The sequence below is a fragment of the Brachybacterium epidermidis genome (assembly GCF_015209585.1).
GTDB lineage: Bacteria > Actinomycetota > Actinomycetes > Actinomycetales > Dermabacteraceae > Brachybacterium > Brachybacterium epidermidis.
The window spans coordinates 74,892-91,094 of the sequence record NZ_JADEYR010000004.1; the positions used below are offsets into that span (position 1 = coordinate 74,892).

Annotated in this window: 11 protein-coding genes, 2 tRNA genes and 3 pseudogenes; 5 read left to right on the forward strand and 11 right to left on the reverse strand. The window is 69.3% G+C overall.

Annotation, left to right across the window (positions count from 1 at the left end; genetic code table 11):
* Positions 1–16 precede the first annotated feature (16 nt).
* From nrfD to IOE58_RS05735, 9 genes and pseudogenes are all read right to left on the reverse strand, one after another.
* A complete protein-coding gene (gene nrfD / locus IOE58_RS05690; RefSeq protein ID WP_193865445.1) occupies positions 17–1,114 on the reverse strand; it encodes an NrfD/PsrC family molybdoenzyme membrane anchor subunit in 1,098 nt (365 codons plus the stop codon).
* Positions 1,111–2,112 (reverse strand): 4Fe-4S dicluster domain-containing protein, encoded by a 1,002-nt coding sequence (locus tag IOE58_RS05695; protein WP_193865446.1) that lies wholly within the window; start codon positions 2,110–2,112, stop codon positions 1,111–1,113. The genes nrfD and IOE58_RS05695 overlap by 4 nt, the downstream gene beginning before the upstream one ends.
* A complete protein-coding gene (gene fdnG, locus IOE58_RS05700) occupies positions 2,109–5,402 on the reverse strand; it encodes a formate dehydrogenase-N subunit alpha (RefSeq protein ID WP_228019056.1) in 3,294 nt (1,097 codons plus the stop codon). Before fdnG ends, IOE58_RS05695 begins: the two co-directional genes overlap by 4 nt.
* Positions 5,403–5,531: 129 nt before the next feature.
* On the reverse strand, positions 5,532–5,879 hold the full coding sequence (locus tag IOE58_RS05710) for a chorismate mutase (RefSeq protein ID WP_193865449.1): 348 nt from the start codon (positions 5,877–5,879) through the stop codon (positions 5,532–5,534).
* A pseudogene (gene clpX / locus IOE58_RS05715) lies at positions 5,879–7,256 on the reverse strand (ATP-dependent Clp protease ATP-binding subunit ClpX). Before clpX ends, IOE58_RS05710 begins: the two are co-directional and overlap by 1 nt.
* Before the next feature lie 104 nt (positions 7,257–7,360).
* Positions 7,361–8,605 carry a glycosyltransferase gene (locus IOE58_RS05720; RefSeq protein ID WP_193865450.1) on the reverse strand — a complete coding sequence of 415 codons (1,245 nt, stop codon included), beginning with the start codon at positions 8,603–8,605 and terminating at the stop codon, positions 7,361–7,363.
* Positions 8,602–8,772 (reverse strand): annotated as a pseudogene (locus tag IOE58_RS05725) (phosphodiester glycosidase family protein); the annotation flags it as partial. The pseudogene IOE58_RS05725 and the gene IOE58_RS05720, both read right to left, overlap by 4 nt.
* Positions 8,773–8,834: 62 nt before the next feature.
* On the reverse strand, positions 8,835–9,485 hold the full coding sequence (locus IOE58_RS05730) for an ATP-dependent Clp protease proteolytic subunit (protein WP_193865581.1): 651 nt from the start codon (positions 9,483–9,485) through the stop codon (positions 8,835–8,837).
* A 92-nt stretch (positions 9,486–9,577) separates the two neighbouring features.
* Positions 9,578–10,207: an ATP-dependent Clp protease proteolytic subunit gene (locus tag IOE58_RS05735; protein WP_193865452.1), complete on the reverse strand. Its 630-nt coding sequence runs from the start codon at positions 10,205–10,207 to the stop codon at positions 9,578–9,580.
* Positions 10,208–10,655: 448 nt separating this feature from the next.
* Here IOE58_RS05735 and IOE58_RS05740 point away from each other — a divergent pair, with 448 nt between their 5' ends.
* Complete coding sequence (locus tag IOE58_RS05740; RefSeq protein ID WP_193865453.1) at positions 10,656–11,492, forward strand: C40 family peptidase; 837 nt, start codon at positions 10,656–10,658, stop codon at positions 11,490–11,492.
* Between the two features lie 367 nt (positions 11,493–11,859).
* On the opposite strand, the gene tig is transcribed toward IOE58_RS05740, so the two are convergent.
* Together tig and IOE58_RS05750 are read right to left on the reverse strand one after the other, a co-directional pair.
* Positions 11,860–13,383 (reverse strand): trigger factor, encoded by a 1,524-nt coding sequence (gene tig, locus IOE58_RS05745; protein ID WP_193865454.1) that lies wholly within the window; start codon positions 13,381–13,383, stop codon positions 11,860–11,862.
* An 86-nt stretch (positions 13,384–13,469) separates the two neighbouring features.
* Positions 13,470–13,543, reverse strand: a tRNA-Pro gene (locus tag IOE58_RS05750).
* A gap of 240 nt (positions 13,544–13,783) precedes the next feature.
* Here IOE58_RS05750 and IOE58_RS05755 point away from each other — a divergent pair.
* From IOE58_RS05755 to IOE58_RS05770, 4 genes and pseudogenes are all read left to right on the forward strand, one after another.
* Positions 13,784–13,854 (forward strand) — tRNA-Gly (locus IOE58_RS05755).
* 280 nt (positions 13,855–14,134) lie between these two features.
* Positions 14,135–14,259 (forward strand): annotated as a pseudogene (locus tag IOE58_RS05760) (Ada metal-binding domain-containing protein); the annotation flags it as partial.
* A gap of 117 nt (positions 14,260–14,376) precedes the next feature.
* Positions 14,377–14,886, forward strand: a complete 510-nt coding sequence (locus IOE58_RS05765; protein WP_228019115.1) for a methylated-DNA--[protein]-cysteine S-methyltransferase — start codon at positions 14,377–14,379, stop codon at positions 14,884–14,886.
* Positions 14,887–14,975: 89 nt separating this feature from the next.
* Entirely contained in the window at positions 14,976–16,196 is a 1,221-nt protein-coding gene (locus IOE58_RS05770) for an aminotransferase-like domain-containing protein (RefSeq protein ID WP_193865455.1), read from the forward strand.
* The last annotated feature ends 7 nt before the right edge of the window (positions 16,197–16,203 follow it).

The following is a 16,203-nucleotide window of genomic DNA, read 5'->3' on the forward strand; positions in this document are numbered from 1 at the left end:
CGACAGAGCCGGCGGCTCAGCCTGAGGTGGTGATGGAGTCGTCGGTGATGCCGGCGGCCCGCCGCGCGGCCAGGCGCGCCTTCTGTGGTTCGATCACGCGGCGCGGATCCTTGGTGGACTCCAGCCCGGCCTCGAGCACACCGAAGCGGGTGAGCACCGAGGCAGCCACCAGGGCAGCACCGCCGGCCATCGACAGGGCGCGGCTGCGGCCACCGAGGACGGCCAGCACACCGCCGCCGATCGCCAGGCGCTCCGCCCACTCGAGCATCTGGCCCGGCCTGCCGGTCTCCAGCGGCTCCGCCTCCAGGGGGTGCATCGACTCCTTCATGGCGCGGGAGGCGAGCACATCTCCCACCACCCCGGCCGCGGCAAGCACGCGCGCGGGACGCGCCTGATCCACCGGGGTGGTGATCATGGCGGCACCCCCCGAGGCCAGCGAGGCGGAGGAGGTGAACAGGTAGGACATATGATTGCGACCGGCGGACCAGGTGGGGACTGCGGTGTCGCCCAGCAGCGCACCCGTGTAGGAGGCGAGTCCCGGGCCGAGGGCGGCCTGGCCCAGGGCAGCAGGCCCTTCCGCTGCCTTCAGCAGCGGACGCAGCGCACCCAGCGGGACCTTCTCGCCCAGCATCCGATCCACCTCGACCGCGCCCAGCACTCCGGAGATGGTGCCGAAGCTAGCCAGGATCCAGGTGCCCAGGCTCATCGGGGAGCTGATCTTGACGGTGCGCATCATGTTCAGGAAGCGCTCCGGGCGGCCCAGGTCCTCGATCAGGGCCAGCGTGCCCACGCCGACCGCACCTAGCGCCAGCAGACGGCCGTTGCGGCGCAGCGCCGGGCGATCCGTCAGCTGGGCGCCATAGGACAGCAGCGAGGAGCCACCGGCCAGGCCTCCCAGGAACAGGTACACGGCGATCGGGCCTCGCCACGGCGGAGCCTTGACCACCTGACGCCCGTAGTAGGAGTCGAACTGGACGTCGTCCACCAGCGCCATCTCGCGTGAGCCGTCCGCTCCCACCTGGCCCGCGCGCCGCCGCCGACGGCGGCCCGTCCCGGAGCGTCCCTTGCGGGGCTCCTGGGGCGGTCGATCGGAATCGAGATCGGAGATGCTCACCGCTTGCCTCCCATGAACGCCAGAGCCGTGGCCGCGATCATGCCGGCGGCGGCCACGCCGGCCCGCAGGTACATCTGCGGAAGGAACTTGGTGGAGACCTGCGGGTCCGGCGGCAGGCCGTACACCTCCGGCTCATCCAGCAGCAGGAACACCGAACCGATGCCGCCCACGCCGTCCTTCGGATTCGCGCCGTACAGGCGGGCCTCGGTCATGCCGCGCTCATGCAGCTCACGGACGCGCTCCTGGGCATCTCCCACCAGATCGTCGTGATCGCCGAACTTGATGGAGGTGGTGGGGCAGGTGGCCGAGCAGGCTGGCTGCTCGCCGTCCACCAGACGGTCGTAGCACAGGGTGCACTTCTTCGCGGTGCCCATGCCGGGCACCTCGCCGTCGTGCTCCACCCGCGGGGACACGGTGCCGTCGTCACGACGCTCGATCACGCCGAAGGGACAGGCACCCACGCAGGTGCCGCAGCCGTTGCAGACGTCATCCTGGACCACCACGGAGCCGAACTCCGAGCGGAAGATCGCACCGGTGGGGCACACGTCCAGGCAGCCCGCGTTGGTGCAGTGCTTGCAGACGTCCGAGGACATCAGCCAGCGGAACTCGGGAGTGTCCGGCGGGGTGGTGTCCACCCCACCCAGATCGCCCTCGGGCAGATCACCGCGGCGGCGGCCCGGCTTCGGGCCGATCGTGGGCATCCCCAGACCGACCAGCTTCCGACCCGACTCGCGCGCTTCCTCGATGCGGTCCTGGCCCTGCTCGACGAAGGCGACGTGGCGCCAGGTGTTGGCACCGAGCGCCCCGGTGTTGTCGTAGCTGGAGCCCAGGATCTCCAGGTTCCCGTCCACGGGGTTGCGGTTCCACTCCTTGCACGCCACCTCGCAGGCCTTGCAGCCGATGCAGATCGAGGTGTCCGTGAAGAATCCCTTGCGGGCATGGTCATGACCCCATCCGGAGGAGGCGGCGGGGCCGGCGGACCCGGCGAGCAGGCTCATCGGTTGTTCATCTCCTTCATCGACGGGGTGCCATCGGGAACAGCGGTGGCCTCCTCCGGGCCGCGGACCTCGTGCGGCGAGAAGCCGTCCACGGGGCCTTCACCGGGGGCGCCCATGGCACCGTCGACCTCGGCTTCCTCGGCGGGCACCAGCCCGGCGCGGTCGCGGTACTCGTCCACCAGCGCGCGGAGCTCGGCCCCATGGGGACGGCGGCCCGGGCGGATCGCGCAGGCGCTGTTCTTGCTGTTCTGGATCTGCACGTTGGCGTCGAGGTTCATGGCGATGAGGTCGTTGACCCCGTCGCCGGAGACCACGGCCTCCTTGCCCCGCGCCCAGTGGTAGGGCAGGCCGATCTGGTGGACCGTGCGATCACCGATCTGCAGCGGCGTCATCCGCTCGGTCACCAGCACCTTCGCCTCGATCGCGGAGCGCGCCGAGATGATGGTGGCCCAGCCGTACGGCTCCAGCCCCAGCTCCTCGGCCAGCTCCGGCGAGACCTCGCAGTACAGCTCCGGCTGCAGCTCCGCCAGGTACGGCAGGAAGCGGCTCATGCCTCCGGCCGTGTGGGGCTCGGTGATCCGGTACGTGGTGAACACGTACGGGTACACGTCGCCGCCCTCGGAGGACGCACCGGGCGAGGACAGGTTGTCCTTGCTGGTGAACGTCACCCGGGTGGGGTTGGACTGCTGCGAGTACAGCGGGTTCTCGACGTTCGACTCCGGTCCCTCGTAGTGGGTGGGCAGGGGCCCGTCCACCATGCCGGTGCCGGCGAAGAGCCAGGCACGGCCGTCGGACTGCATGATGAACGCGTCGGTGCCCGCCAGAGCCGCGGCGCCGCCCTTGGATGGATCGCCCGGATCGTCCGGTCGTTTGGTGGGCGGGAAGTCGGGGACGTCCAGCCCGGTCCACTTGCCCTGCTCCTCGTCCCACCACACGTGCTTCTTGCGCTCGCTCCAGGGCTTGCCCTGGGCGTCCGCAGAGGCGCGGTTGTAGAGGATGCGACGGTTGGCAGGCCACGCCCAGCCCCACTCCAGGGCTGCCTGCGGCTGCTCCTTGCCGGGCTTGCGGCGGCGGGCCTGGTTGATGCCGTCGGCGTACACGCCGGTGTAGATCCAGCAGCCGCCGATGGTGGTGCCGTCGTCCTTCATCTCACCGAAGGACTTCAGGGGCTCACCGGCCTTCTCACCGGCGATGTGCCGACCGTTGATCTCGGCCAGCACCGCCTCGGCATCCGGCTCGCCGTTCTCGTCCACCGGGTAGTCCCAGGTGAGTTCGAGGATCGGCCGGTCGCGCTCATCGGTGGAGTTCTTGAGCTTCTCGCGCACGCGCTTGCCCAGCTCGTAGGCGAACTCCAGCTCGCTGATCGCATCTCCCGGCGCGTCCACGGCCTTGTCGCGCCACTGGACCATGCGCTGGGTCTGGGTGAAGGAGCCCGACTTCTCGGTGTGGTTGGCGGCCGGCATGAAGAACACCTCGGTGCCGATGTCCTCGGGTCGGGTCTCCCCCGACTCGATCTCGGCGGAGTCCTTCCAGAAGGTGGCCGTCTCGATCATGTAGAAGTCACGGACGACCATCCACTTCAGGTGCGCCAGGCCCTGTCGCTGCATCCGCCCGTTGGCCGAGCCCACAGCAGGGTTCTGGCCGAACAGGAAGTAGCCGTCCACACCGTCCTCGAGCATGCGCATGAGGGTCTGGTAGGTGCCATGGGCGCCGGTGAGCTTGGGCAGGTAGTGGTAGGCCCACTCGTTCTCGGCCGTCGCATTGTCGCCCCACCACGCCTTCAGCAGGTTGATGGCGTAGATGTCGGCGTTGGCCCAGAAGCCCTTCTGCTCCTTCTTGCCGATGGCCCGCGCGTACTCCGCGAAGGAGTCCTGGCCGACCTTCGGCATCGGCAGGTAGCCGGGAAGGATGTGGTACAGGGTGGGGATGTCCGTGGATCCCTGGATGGTGGCGTGGCCACGCAGGGCCATGATGCCGCCGCCCGGGCGGCCCATGTTGCCCAGCAGCAGCTGGAGCACCGCGGAGGTGCGGATCATCTGCGGGCCGCCCTGATGCTGGGTCCAGCCCAGTGCATAGGCGAAGCAGGTGGTCCGCTCCCGGCCGGAGTTCTCGGTGACCGCCTTGGCCAGGTACTCGAAGTCCTCCTGCGAGATGCCGCAGGCGGCCTGGACCATCTCCGGCGTGTACCGGGCGTAGTGGCGCTTGAGGATCTGGAAGACCGTGCGCGGGTGCTGGAGGGTCTCATCACGATCCGGCAGGCCCCGCTGGAGCATGTCCTTCTCGCCCTGGTAGGCCCACGACTGGTTGTCATAGGTGCCGGTCTCCGGGTCGTACCCGGAGAACAGGCCATCGAGATCCTCGGTGTCCTCGAAGTCCTCGCGGATGATCGTGGACGCGTTGGTGAAGGTCTTGACGTACTCCTCGAACCAGAGGTCGTTCTCCAGCACGTAGCGGATCACGCCGCCCAGCAGCACGATGTCCGTGCCGGAGCGGATCGGGATGTGCTTGTCCGCATTGGCGGAGGTGCGGGTGAAGCGGGGATCCACGTGGATCACCTTCGCACCGCGCTTCTTGGCCTCCATCACCCACTGGAATCCCACCGGGTGGGCCTCGGCCATGTTCGAGCCCTCGATGACGATGCAGTCAGCGTTGGCCATGTCCTGCAGGTACTGCGTGGCGCCGCCACGTCCGAACGAGGCTCCCAGACTGGGAACCGTGGACGAGTGTCATATGCGGGCCTGGTTCTCCATCTGGATCGCCCCGGCGGCGGTGAAGAACTTCTTGAGGAGGTAGTTCTCCTCGTTGTCGATCGTGGCACCGCCCAGGCTGGCGATGCCCATCGTGCGGCGGACGGGCCGACCCTCCGGGTCGACGTCCTCCCAGTGGTTGCGCCGCGCCTCGATGAAGCGGTCCGCGATCATGTCCATCGCTTCCTCGGCGTCGAGGTCCTGCCACTCAGTGGCGTAGGGGGCGCGGTACTTGACCTTGGTCTGGCGCAGGGTGGAGTTGGCGAGCTGCTCACTGGCCGCGCCCTTGGGGCACAGGCGCCCGCGCGAGACGGGCGAGTCCGGATCGCCTTCGATCTGGATGACCCGACCGTCCTTGTGGTAGACGCGCTGGCCGCAGCCCACGGCGCAGTAGGGGCAGACGCTCTGGGCGACACCGTCGGCGGTGGCGGTGCGCGAGGTGGTGCTGCGAGTCTTCTGGGACATGACCGCGGTGCCGCGTCCGGTCTTGTCCGCACCCCGCAGCTGCCGGATCACCGGCCAGTCAAGGAACTGGGTAGACATGGATCCACCATAGCACCGGGCAGATCGAAAGTGGCCTCTGTCCTGCGCAAAGGCTCGGCACAACCCCTCAATTCCGCAACGCCGACGGTGCGGATATCGGCGCGGGGCAGGTGGCGCTGGTCAAGATGCCTAGGGTGAGCCGTCCTCGCGGATGCGCTCGTGGTGCCGGATCACCTCGGTGACGATGAAGCGCAGGAACGCCTCGGCGAAGGTGGGATCCAGGCCCGCCTCACGGGCCAGGGCCCGCAGCCGGTCCACCTGGCGCTCCTCCCGGGCCGGATCGGCCGGCGGGAGCCCGTGCTCCGCCTTCAGCACGCCCACGCGCTGGGTGTGCCGGAAGCGCTCGGCGAGCAGGTGCACCAGCGCCGCGTCGATGTTGTCGATGCTGCGCCGCTCGTCCAGCAGGACCGCCTGCGCCTCGGTCGCGTCGTCTGCGCCCGTCGGGACCGCCTGCGCCTCGGCGTCGTCTGCGGGCATCAGGCGCTCTTCTCGCCGCGCGCGCGCCGTGAACCGCGCTCGCTGTCCTTCTCGGCGTCCTTCCCGGTGAGCATCATCGGGGCTCTCCCTTCGGTGATCACGCCCTCGGTGATCACTACACGGGTCACGTCGTCGCGGGAGGGGACGTCGAACATCACCGGTTGCAGGGCATCTTCCATGATGGCCCGCAGTCCGCGTGCGCCGGTGCCGCGCTCGATAGCCCGATCCGCGATGGCCTCCAGGGCACTTCGCTCGAAGTCCAGTTCCACCCCGTCCAGTGCGAACATCCTCTGGAACTGCTTGACCAGTGCGTTGCGGGGCTCGGTCAGGATGCGGATCAGCGCCTCCCGGTCGAGGTTGGCCACGGAGGTGATGACGGGCAGGCGGCCGATGAACTCGGGGATCAGCCCGAACTTCAGCAGGTCCTCCGGCAGCAGTTCGGCATAGATCTGCTCCTGCTCCATCGGCGTGTGCAGTTCCGCCCCGAACCCGATGCCGCGCTTGCCGATGCGGGAACCGATGATGTCCTCGATCCCGGTGAACGCCCCCGCCACGATGAACAGCACGTCGGTGGTGTCGATCTGGATGAACTCCTGGTGCGGGTGCTTGCGCCCGCCCTGGGGCGGCACCGCCGCGACCGTGCCCTCAAGGATCTTCAGCAGTGCCTGCTGGACGCCCTCGCCGGAGACGTCGCGGGTGATCGAGGGGTTCTCGGCTTTGCGCCCGATCTTGTCGACCTCGTCGATGTAGATGATGCCCCGCTGGGCCCGCTCCACGTCGTAATCGGCGGCCTGCAACAGTTTCAGCAGGATGTTCTCCACGTCCTCGCCCACGTATCCGGCTTCGGTGAGGGCTGTCGCATCGGCCATGGCGAAGGGCACGTCGAGCATCTTGGCGAGGGTCTGGGCCAGGTAGGTCTTCCCGCACCCGGTGGGTCCCACGATCAGCACGTTGGACTTGGCGACCTCGACCTCGTCGTGCTCGGCGGGCTGATCCGCATCCGCGCCCTTCGGGGCGGGCCGGGTCGAGCCCGTGGGCCCGGACGGTCTCGCACCGGCCCCGGCGGTCGTGGCCGGCTGCGCCCTGATCCGTTTGTAGTGGTTGTACACCGCCACTGCCAGGCCCCGCTTGGCAGGCTCCTGGCCGACGACGTACTCCTCCAGAAAGTCGAAGATCTCCCGGGGGTGGGGAGGGCGGCGGGCTTCTCGGGGCAGGCTGGGCGGCCTGGATCTCCTCGGCGATGATCTCGTTGCACAGTTCGATGCACTCTTCGCAGATGTACACGCCCGGCCCCGAGATCAGCCGTTCCACCTGCTTCTGCGACTTCCCGCAGAACGAGCACTTGAACACCTCAGCACTCTCGCTCGTGCGCGCCATGTGCTCCCTCCCGGTCGGTACGGACAACGCACCCAGGCTACCCGCGTCTTGGCGTGGGCCCCGATCATTGACCCGGCCGGGGTGTCACCGGTCTGCCCGGCCGCTCACGGGACCGGTGCCCGTCGGTGGGCGAGCACAGCGTCCGATGGGCCCACGGGCGCTGTGTCCGAGGGGTGGCGGGTTCGGCTGCCGAGGGTGCCGGGCTGCGCACTGGGCCGGGCCAGGGCGCGCTGGATGACGAAGGACACCGCGAACAGCAACAGGTCGGTGAGGACCTTCGCCGCCAGCAGCGGCATCCCGATGCCGCTCAGCACCGGAAGGACGACGGCCGCGCCCACCACGAGGCCACCGGCCAGCATCACATAGTGCAGCAGACTGCGAGCCCAGCCCACACCACCGGTGCCCAGCACCAGATACCGGTTGATCGACCAGTTCAGCGCGCCGGAGACCGCCCGCGCCACGGCCAGGGACACCACCAGGGGATTGCCCGAAGCGGCCAGCAGCAGGAACAGTCCGGTGTCCACGACAGCCGCGCCGAGTGAAGACAGGGCGAAGGCGAACAGCGGTGCCAGCACCCGTAGGGAGTCCCGCACGGGGCGGAAGTGACTGGAGGCGTTGTCGTCGGTGTACACGGCGCGGATCAGCACCTGGATCAGCTGGTGGCGGCGCTTCAGATGGGTCATGAGGTGCCTCATCTCGTACTCGTAGCGGGAACCGGGGGTGGCGGCGGCCGTCGCCAGCAGGTGGGGGTCGATTCCGCGCAGGCCGGTCTGGGTGTCGTGCAGCCAGTGACCGGTCACCGTCGCCAGCAGTACGGAACTGGCGTGATTGCCCACCCGACTGCGCAGCGGGGTGCCGGGTCCGAAGCGCCGCACCCCCATCACCAGGGCGGGCGCGGCGGGGTCATCGCGTTGGGCCTGGGTGAGCGCGGCGGCGACGGCGGCAACATCCCGGGGTCGGTGCTGGCCATCGGCATCGACCGTGACCACCCCGCACCCCGGGAACAGGGTGCGAGCCGCCTCGATCCCAGTCTTCAGCGCGGCGCCCTTGCCCCGGTTGAGGGGACTGCGCAGAACATGGGCTCCCTGCCGTTCCAGGAGCGCGAAGAGCACGTCCGCACTGCCGTCGGGGCCGGGACCGGTGCCGTCGTCGACCACGATGATGCCGAGCGGCCGTACCGCCTGGCGGAGGGGGGCGAGGAGAGCGGGCATGGCCACGGAGGGGTTCAGCACCGGTATCAGCAGCACCACGGCGGGCACGGGCGAGAGAGGGTGCACCGGGGCGTTCGGTTGCACCGGGGCGCTCGGGGGCGCCGTGGTGGGGCTGGTGGAGTCATGCACGGCGCTCACCCCGCCACGTACAGGATGTCGGAGGTGCCGCGTTCCTCATTCTTGCCACGCGGCCTGTTGACCAGCTCCCCCTGGAAGACCATGGTGCTGGAGCCGCCGCCGTCCAGATTGTAGCCGACGACGCAGTCCTCGTCGAGCAGCATCTGCCCCAGGGCGGGCCTCGTCATCCGTCCAGCGGTCGCATCTGGCATCGGGCGGGTCATCCACGATGCGACCGGCCGTCATCGTCTCACCGTGAGATCTGCGGCGAGGCGTCCTTCCGAGAGGCGAGCACCTGGTCCACCAGACCGTAGTCGAGCGCGCCCTGGGCGGTGAGGATCTTGTCACGCTCGATGTCCCGGCTGATCTGCTCCTTGGAGCGGCCCGAGTGGTGCGCGAGGGTGTCCTCGAGCCACTCGCGCATGCGGAGGATCTCGTTGGCCTGGATCTCGATGTCCGAGGCCTGGCCTCCGCCCTGACCACCCATGGCGGGCTGGTGGATCAGGATGCGGGCGTTGGGCAGGGCGAGCCGCTTGCCCGGGGCTCCTGCAGCCAGCAGCACGGCGGCGGCGGAGGCCGCCTGCCCCAGGCACACCGTGGTGACCTCGGGCTTGATGTACTGCATCGTGTCGTAGATGGCCGTCAGCGCGGTGAACGAGCCGCCGGGGCTGTTGATGTACAGGGTGATGTCGCGGTCCGGATCCTGGGACTCGAGGACCAGCAGCTGGGCCATGACGTCATCGGCGGAGGCGTCGTCCACCTGGACGCCCAGGAAGATGATGCGGTCCTCGAACAGCTTGGTGTACGGGTCCTGCCGCTTGAAGCCATAGGCAGTGCGCTCCTCGTACTGGGGCAGCACGTAGCGCGACGTGGGCATCGGGCCGGCCTGCGCGAAGGGCATCGCCGGGGTCGTGGAAGCGGACGGGCGGGGATCGAAGGTCACGGGTTCTCCTTGCGTGAGAGGTGCGGTGGCAGGGGGTGAGGGGCGGAAGGTCAGTCCTCCGTGCCGCCACCGCCCGTGACGTCACCGGCGCGGTTGACGATCTTGTCGATGAAGCCGTACTCCAGGGCCTCCGCAGCGGTGAACCACCTGTCGCGATCGGAGTCGGCAGTGATCTGCTCGACGCTCTTGCCGGTCTGCTCGGCGATCAGCTCGGCCAGCTGACGCTTCATGGACAGGATCAGATCCGCCTGGATCTTGATCTCGCTGGCGGTGCCGCCCAGCCCGCCGAGCGGCTGGTGCATGAGCACGCGGGTGTGCGGGGTGGCGAAGCGCTTGCCCTTGGCGCCCGAGGAGAGCAGGAACTGCCCCATCGAGGCCGCCATGCCCATGCCCACCGTGACCACGTCGGGCTGGATGTACTGCATGGTGTCGTAGATGGCCATGCCGGCGGTGATGGAGCCACCGGGGCTGTTGATGTAGAGGTAGATGTCCTTGGTGGGGTCCTCGGCGGCCAGCAGCAGCATCTTGGCGCAGATGGCATTGGCGTTGTCGTCCCGCACCTCGGAGCCGAGCCACACGATGCGCTCGCGAAGCAGCCGCTGGTAGACGTTGTCGTCGAGCCCGAGCGGGTACTCCCCGGTTGCGCTGCGGGGCGAGTTGTCATGGGGCGTGGAGGTCACGGGTGTCTCCTTCGTGGTGGGATCGGCGATGAGATGACTCTAGGCGCTGGGTGCGACGAAGCGGTCCCCTGTTCGCCGCGGGCGCACTGCGAGGCGCCGAGAGCACCCGAAGGCGCGGAAGCTCAGCGAGCACCTCCGGGGGTGACACGGACCGCACTCCCCCGCGGCCCTCACCCCCGGGAACGTCAAGTCGTCCCCGCTTCGAGTAACGTCCGATGGCTCCCCGGCAAAAGCATCGTCAAGTTCGTTCCCCGGCCCTTCCAAGCAGGCTGACCGCAGGCACCACCGGCTCCTACGGTGGTTTCACCGCCTGGAGCCCGTGAGGATTTCGGGCCCGGTCCCACCGGACCGCAGAGCCCGACCGTCGCCACCCGGCGAACGGGACGCAGAACAGAACAGACACCCTCGGCAGCCCCCGACCGAGGCTGGAAGGAACGAAGAGCACACCATGGCACAGCACAACACCCACCGCGCCGCAGGCCGCGCCACCACCCCGATCAGCAACGCCCACGTGGCCGCCCGTGGCATGGGTGGTGCGGCCGTCCTGGGCACCGTCCTCGTCGGCTCCGCCTTCGTCGGTGGCGCCGCGCAGGCCGCCCCCAGCGCTCCCGCTCCTGCGGCGCCGGGGGCGGCTCCCGCCGCACCCGCCACCGCCCCGGCCGCCCCCGAGGCCGCCGCCCCGAGCCTGGTGCTCAACAGCACCGAGAAGCTGCGCTGGGGATCCCGCGGCGGTAACGTCTCCGACCTGCAGAGCGGCCTGAACCAGAACGGCGCACGCCTGGCCGTCGACGGCATCTTCGGCCCCCGCACCCACGCGGCCGTCAAGGACTTCCAGCGCGCCAACGGCCTGCAGGTCGACGGCGTGGTCGGTCCCCAGACCCGTGGAGCCCTCAACGGCGGCTCGTCCGTGCCCTCCGGCGGCACGTCCGCACCGACCTCCGGCTCCGTCTCCAGCAGCTCGATCGTCGAGCGCGCCCGCTCCGTGGTGGGCACCGGCTACACCTGGGGCGGCTCCTCGCCCAGCAGCGGCTTCGACTGCTCGGGCCTGGTCACCTACGCCTACCAGGGCTCCGGCCTGAACCTCAACGGCCGCACCAGCAGCCAGATCACCAACGGTGGCCGCACCATCTCCCAGTCCCAGGCCCAGCCCGGTGACATCGTGTCCTGGCCCGGCCACATCGGTATCTACGCCGGCAACGGCCAGGTCATCGACGCCTCCGGCTCCAAGTACCGCGTCACCGAGCGCGGGATCTGGGGCAACCCCACCTTCGTGACCTACCGCTGATCCTCAGCCACTGATCACACGCCGGCAGGCCCGGCTCCCACCACGGGAGCCGGGCCTGCCGCTGTTCCGGCGCGGCGGGCCAGTCAGGCCCGACAGTCGTCCTGGTGCAAAGGCCGGTCCACAACCGGCCCCGCCCTGTTCGGCGGCCGGATGCTCACCTCCTGAACAGGCCCCCGATAACCCGGAATGGACCTTTCTGTTCCACCCGAGCGCGAACGTGGAACGGAACGCCCATTCGGCTTGGACGCCCACTGGAGAGGACGCGCCCGCGGGGTGAACGGATGGGTCGACGCGAACGGGCCGCCACCCCCGTTGGGGATGACAGCCCGTTCATCGCTCAGACCCAGCACGTGGCCAGGCCACGAGCTCACTTCTCGGCAGGGGCGTCCTCGTCGGCCTTCTTGGCCGGAGCCTTCTTCACCGGTGCCTTCTTGGCAGGGGCCTTCTTGGCGGGAGCCTTCTTGACAGGCTTCTCCTCGGCGTCCTCGGACTCCTCAGCAGCCTCCACCTTCTTCGCAGCGGCGGTCTTGGCCGGAGCCTTCTTCGCGGGTGCCTTCTTCGCCGGGGTCTTCTCAGAACCCTCGTCGGGGTCCTCGTCCTCCGAGCCCTCCTCGGACTGATCAGCCTTCAGGCCGAGGTCCAGCGCCTCGCCCTTCTCGTTCTTGACCGTCACATCGGCGAGGGCCACGTCGAGCGCCTTGGAGCGCTGCACCTCGGCGAAGATCTGCTCGAGCTGTCCTGACTGCGCCAGCATCTGCAGCAGCTGGTTGGGCTCGATGCCGTACTGCGCCGACAGCTGGGTCATGTAGGTCATCAGGTCGTCCTGGCCGACCTGGACCTCGCGGGTCGCATTGATCTCGTCCAGCAGGAACTGGGCGCGGATCGCCTTGACGGTGTCCTCGCGGATCTCCTCGCCGTGCGGATCGCCGGCCTCCTTGCCCTCGTTCTGCAGGTGGCCGAGGATCTCGTCCTCCACCAGCTGATCGGGCACGGGGATCTCGATGTCCTCCAGGAGCTTCTCCAGCAGGGCGTTGCGGGCGAGGGCCACGCGGTTGCCCTCGGCGTCCCTCGCGGCCTGGGTGCGCAGGTCGTCCTTGAGCTCGTCGATGGTGTCGAACTCGGAGGCCATCTCGGCGAACTCGTCGTCGGCCTCGGGCAGCTCGCGCACCTTGACGGACTGCGGAGTGACCTTGATCAGCGCATCCTGACCGGCGTGCTCACCACCGGCGAGCTTGCTGGTGAAGGTGGTGGTCTCCCCTGCGGACAGGCCCTCCAGAGCCTCGTCCAGCCCCTCGAGCATGTTGCCCTGGCCGATCTGGTAGGAGACACCCTCGACGGACTCGATCTCCTCGTCCTCGATGGTGGCCAGCATGTCCAGGGACACGAAGTCGCCGTCCTCGGCGGGGCGGTCCACGCCCACCAGGGTGCCGAAGCGCTCGCGCAGCTCGGTCAGGCGCACCTCGACGGCATCGTCGTCGACCGCGGGCTCCTCGATCTCGATCTCGACGGAGGAGAAGTCCGGCAGCTCGATCTCGGGGCGCACGTCCTGCTCGACGACGAACACGAGGTTGCCGTCCTCGGAGCCGTCCAGGCCGGGGATCTCGCTGACCTCCACCTCGGGGCGGCCCACCGGCTTGAGCTCGACCTCGGAAGCGGCCTTCTGGTAGAAGTCCGGCAGGGCGTCGTTGACGGCCTCCTGCATGATCGCGGGCCGGCCGAAGCGCTGCTCCACGAGGCGAGTGGGGACCTTGCCCTTGCGGAAGCCCGGGATCTGAACCTGGTCGGCGATCTTCTTGGTGGCGGCCTCGACGGCGGGCTTGAGCTCGTCGAAGGGCACCTCGACGGTGAGCTTGACCCGGGTGGGGCTGAGCTTCTCGGACGCGGTCTTCACTGGTCAGGTCTCCCTGTGGATGAGTCGTTCAGGTGGTCTACGTGTTCGCCGCGGGGCGCAGGTGGTGCAGCGACCCGGAGGCGGAGTCGGGGTGACAGGATTTGAACCTGCGGCTTCCCGCTCCCAAAGCGGGTGCTCTACCAAGCTGAGCTACACCCCGGAGGGCAACCCACCGGATATTACCCGTTCGCGGCACCGTGCGCTGTGCCCACCCGATGGCGCTGTGAGCAGATGCATGCTTCCAACCGGGTCCTGCGGCGTGATCCTGAGGCCGGGATCTGGTTCAATGGTCTGCGATCCCCGCCTGCAGCGACCATGCGAGCATCCGGGGATCGCCACCGGTCCAGGCGGGCCGCAGCGTTCCGCATTCAGGCCAGAATCCGGCATCGCTGCAGGTCATGCGGATGTAGCTCAATGGTAGAGCCTCAGTCTTCCAAACTGATTACGCGGGTTCGATTCCCGTCATCCGCTCTCGTGTCCTGAGTCGCGACATGGTTGACAGACCTGTCGCGACTCAGTTTTTTCTGCTGCCGGGGGTCACCGCCGGGGCGGGGACCAATGCGCCGGTGGGTGATCTGCGGATTCGCGGCGCAGGCGAGTACAGGGTCAGCGCCGTGCGCCCCGGTGCGGATCGGCGGGGCCTTGACGATCTCGCACGGAGCGGCCTGGCCGCGCCCTGATCCGGAACCGCCCCGACCACGTTGTCCGGATTCCGGTGGCACCGCGAGCCGTCGAGGAGTTCACTGGGGGCATGCAGGAGCTCACCGATGACCAGCGCTACGCCGCCATCACGGCGAGGGACGCCCGTTCCGACGGCGTGTCCTTCACGTGCGTGCGCTCCACCGGCATCTCTGCCGCCCCTCCTGCCCCTCGCGCACCCCGGGCCGCGACCGCGTCGAGTTCGTGCCCAGTGCTGCTGCCGCCGTGGCGCGCGGCCGGCCGGCCGGCCGGTACCGCGCCCGCATCCGTCCTGCCGAAGGATCCATCACGACCATGCCCGCACCGCTGATGGCCGGCATCCGCCACCGCAGGATCGACACGCCCCTGGGCACCTACGTGCTCGCCGCGGGCGACGATGCCCTGATCGGGGTCTGGCGCCAGCAGCAGAAGCACTTCCCGGTGGTTTCCCAGCTGGGCGATCCCGCCGGCCACACCCACCCCGTTCTCGATGCCGCCGCGACCCAGCTGGGCCAGTACCTGGCCGGTGAGCGCACCGACTTCGAACTGCCGCTGGCCGCGGTGGGCACCCCGTTCCAGCACCGCGTCTGGGAACAGCTGCAGCGGATCCCGTTCGGAGGCACCACCACCTACGGCCAGATCGCCCGTTCGGTGGGGAGTCCGCGGGCGGCCCAGGCGGTGGGCGCCGCCGTCGGTTCCAATCCGCTGTCGATCGTGGTCCCCTGCCACCGGGTGCTGGCCTCGAACGGGGCCCTGACCGGGTATGCGGGTGGCGTGGAGACGAAGCTGGCGCTGCTGCGGCTGGAGGGCGTGCTGGCGGATTGAACGGCCGCGCCTCGCCGGCGACCGCCCCGGCAGGGTGTGCGGGCGTGGGGCTCACCCGCTCCACATGATCGCAGTGGCACGATGGCCAGATGACCGATGCGCCGTTCCGATTCCCCGTCGCCGCCCGCTATGCGGGCATGGAGTCCTCCCCGCTGAAGGACATCTTCTCCCTCGCAGCTCGGGAGAACGTGGTCTCCTTCGCGGGCGGCATCCCGGATCCGCAGCTGTTCGACCTGTCGCCGATCGCGGAGGCCTACGACTGGGTCCTCACCCATCAGGGCACCCGGGCCCTGCAGTACGGGGTCAGCGAGGGCGAGAGGGAACTGCGCGAGCAAGCGGCACGGCGGCTCTCGCGCACGGTGCCCACCGATGCCTCGCAGATCCGCGTCACCTCCGGCTCCCAGGAGGGTCTGTTCGTGATCGCCCAGGCGATGCTGGAGCCGGGGGACGTGGTGCTGGTGGAGTCCCCCACCTATCTCGCCGCGGTGCAGGCCTTCGCCGTGCACGGCGCCCACATGATCGGGGTGGACACCGATGAGCACGGCGTGGTGCCCGATGCGCTCGAGGAGGCGATCCGCACCCACCATCCCCGGTTCGTGTACCTGATCCCCACTTTCCAGAACCCCACCGGACGCACCATGCCGGTGGAGCGGCGTCAGGCAGTGGCCGAGGTGCTGCTGCGCACCGGCACCCCCCTGGTGGAGGACGACCCCTACGGTGAGCTGAGCTTCACCGGGAGCACCTGGGCGCCCATCGCCGCCCTGCCGGGGATGAGCGAGCGCACCCTGCTGCTGAACTCGATGAGCAAGCTGATGAGCCCGGGGGTGCGCATCGGCTGGATGCGCGCCGAGGGGCCCATCCTGGACACCCTGGCCGTGGCGAAGGCGGCGATCTCCATGCAGTCCTCCGTGGTCGACCAGCTGACCGTGGCCCGCTACCTGGCCACCGCGGATCTCGACGCGCACGTGGCGCAGGTCAGCGCCGTGTACCGGGAGCGGCGCGATGCGATGGCGCAGGCCCTCGCGCCACTGCTCCCGGCCGGGGCGCACATCACCCACCCCGACGGCGGGATGTTCCTGTGGGCGGCCCTCGGGAAGGGGTACGACGCCCAGGACATGCTGGCCGAGGCGGTCGACGCCGGCGTCGCGTACCTGCCGGGCTGGTCCTTCTTCGCGAGCGATCCGGACCGCTCCACGATGCGCCTCAGCTTCGTCACGCACTCCCCCGAGGTGATCGCGGATGCGATCTCCCGCCTGGGTGAGGTCATCGCGCGGCGGACGGAGTCACTCCAGGGGCACCGAAACCTATAGTGGGCTC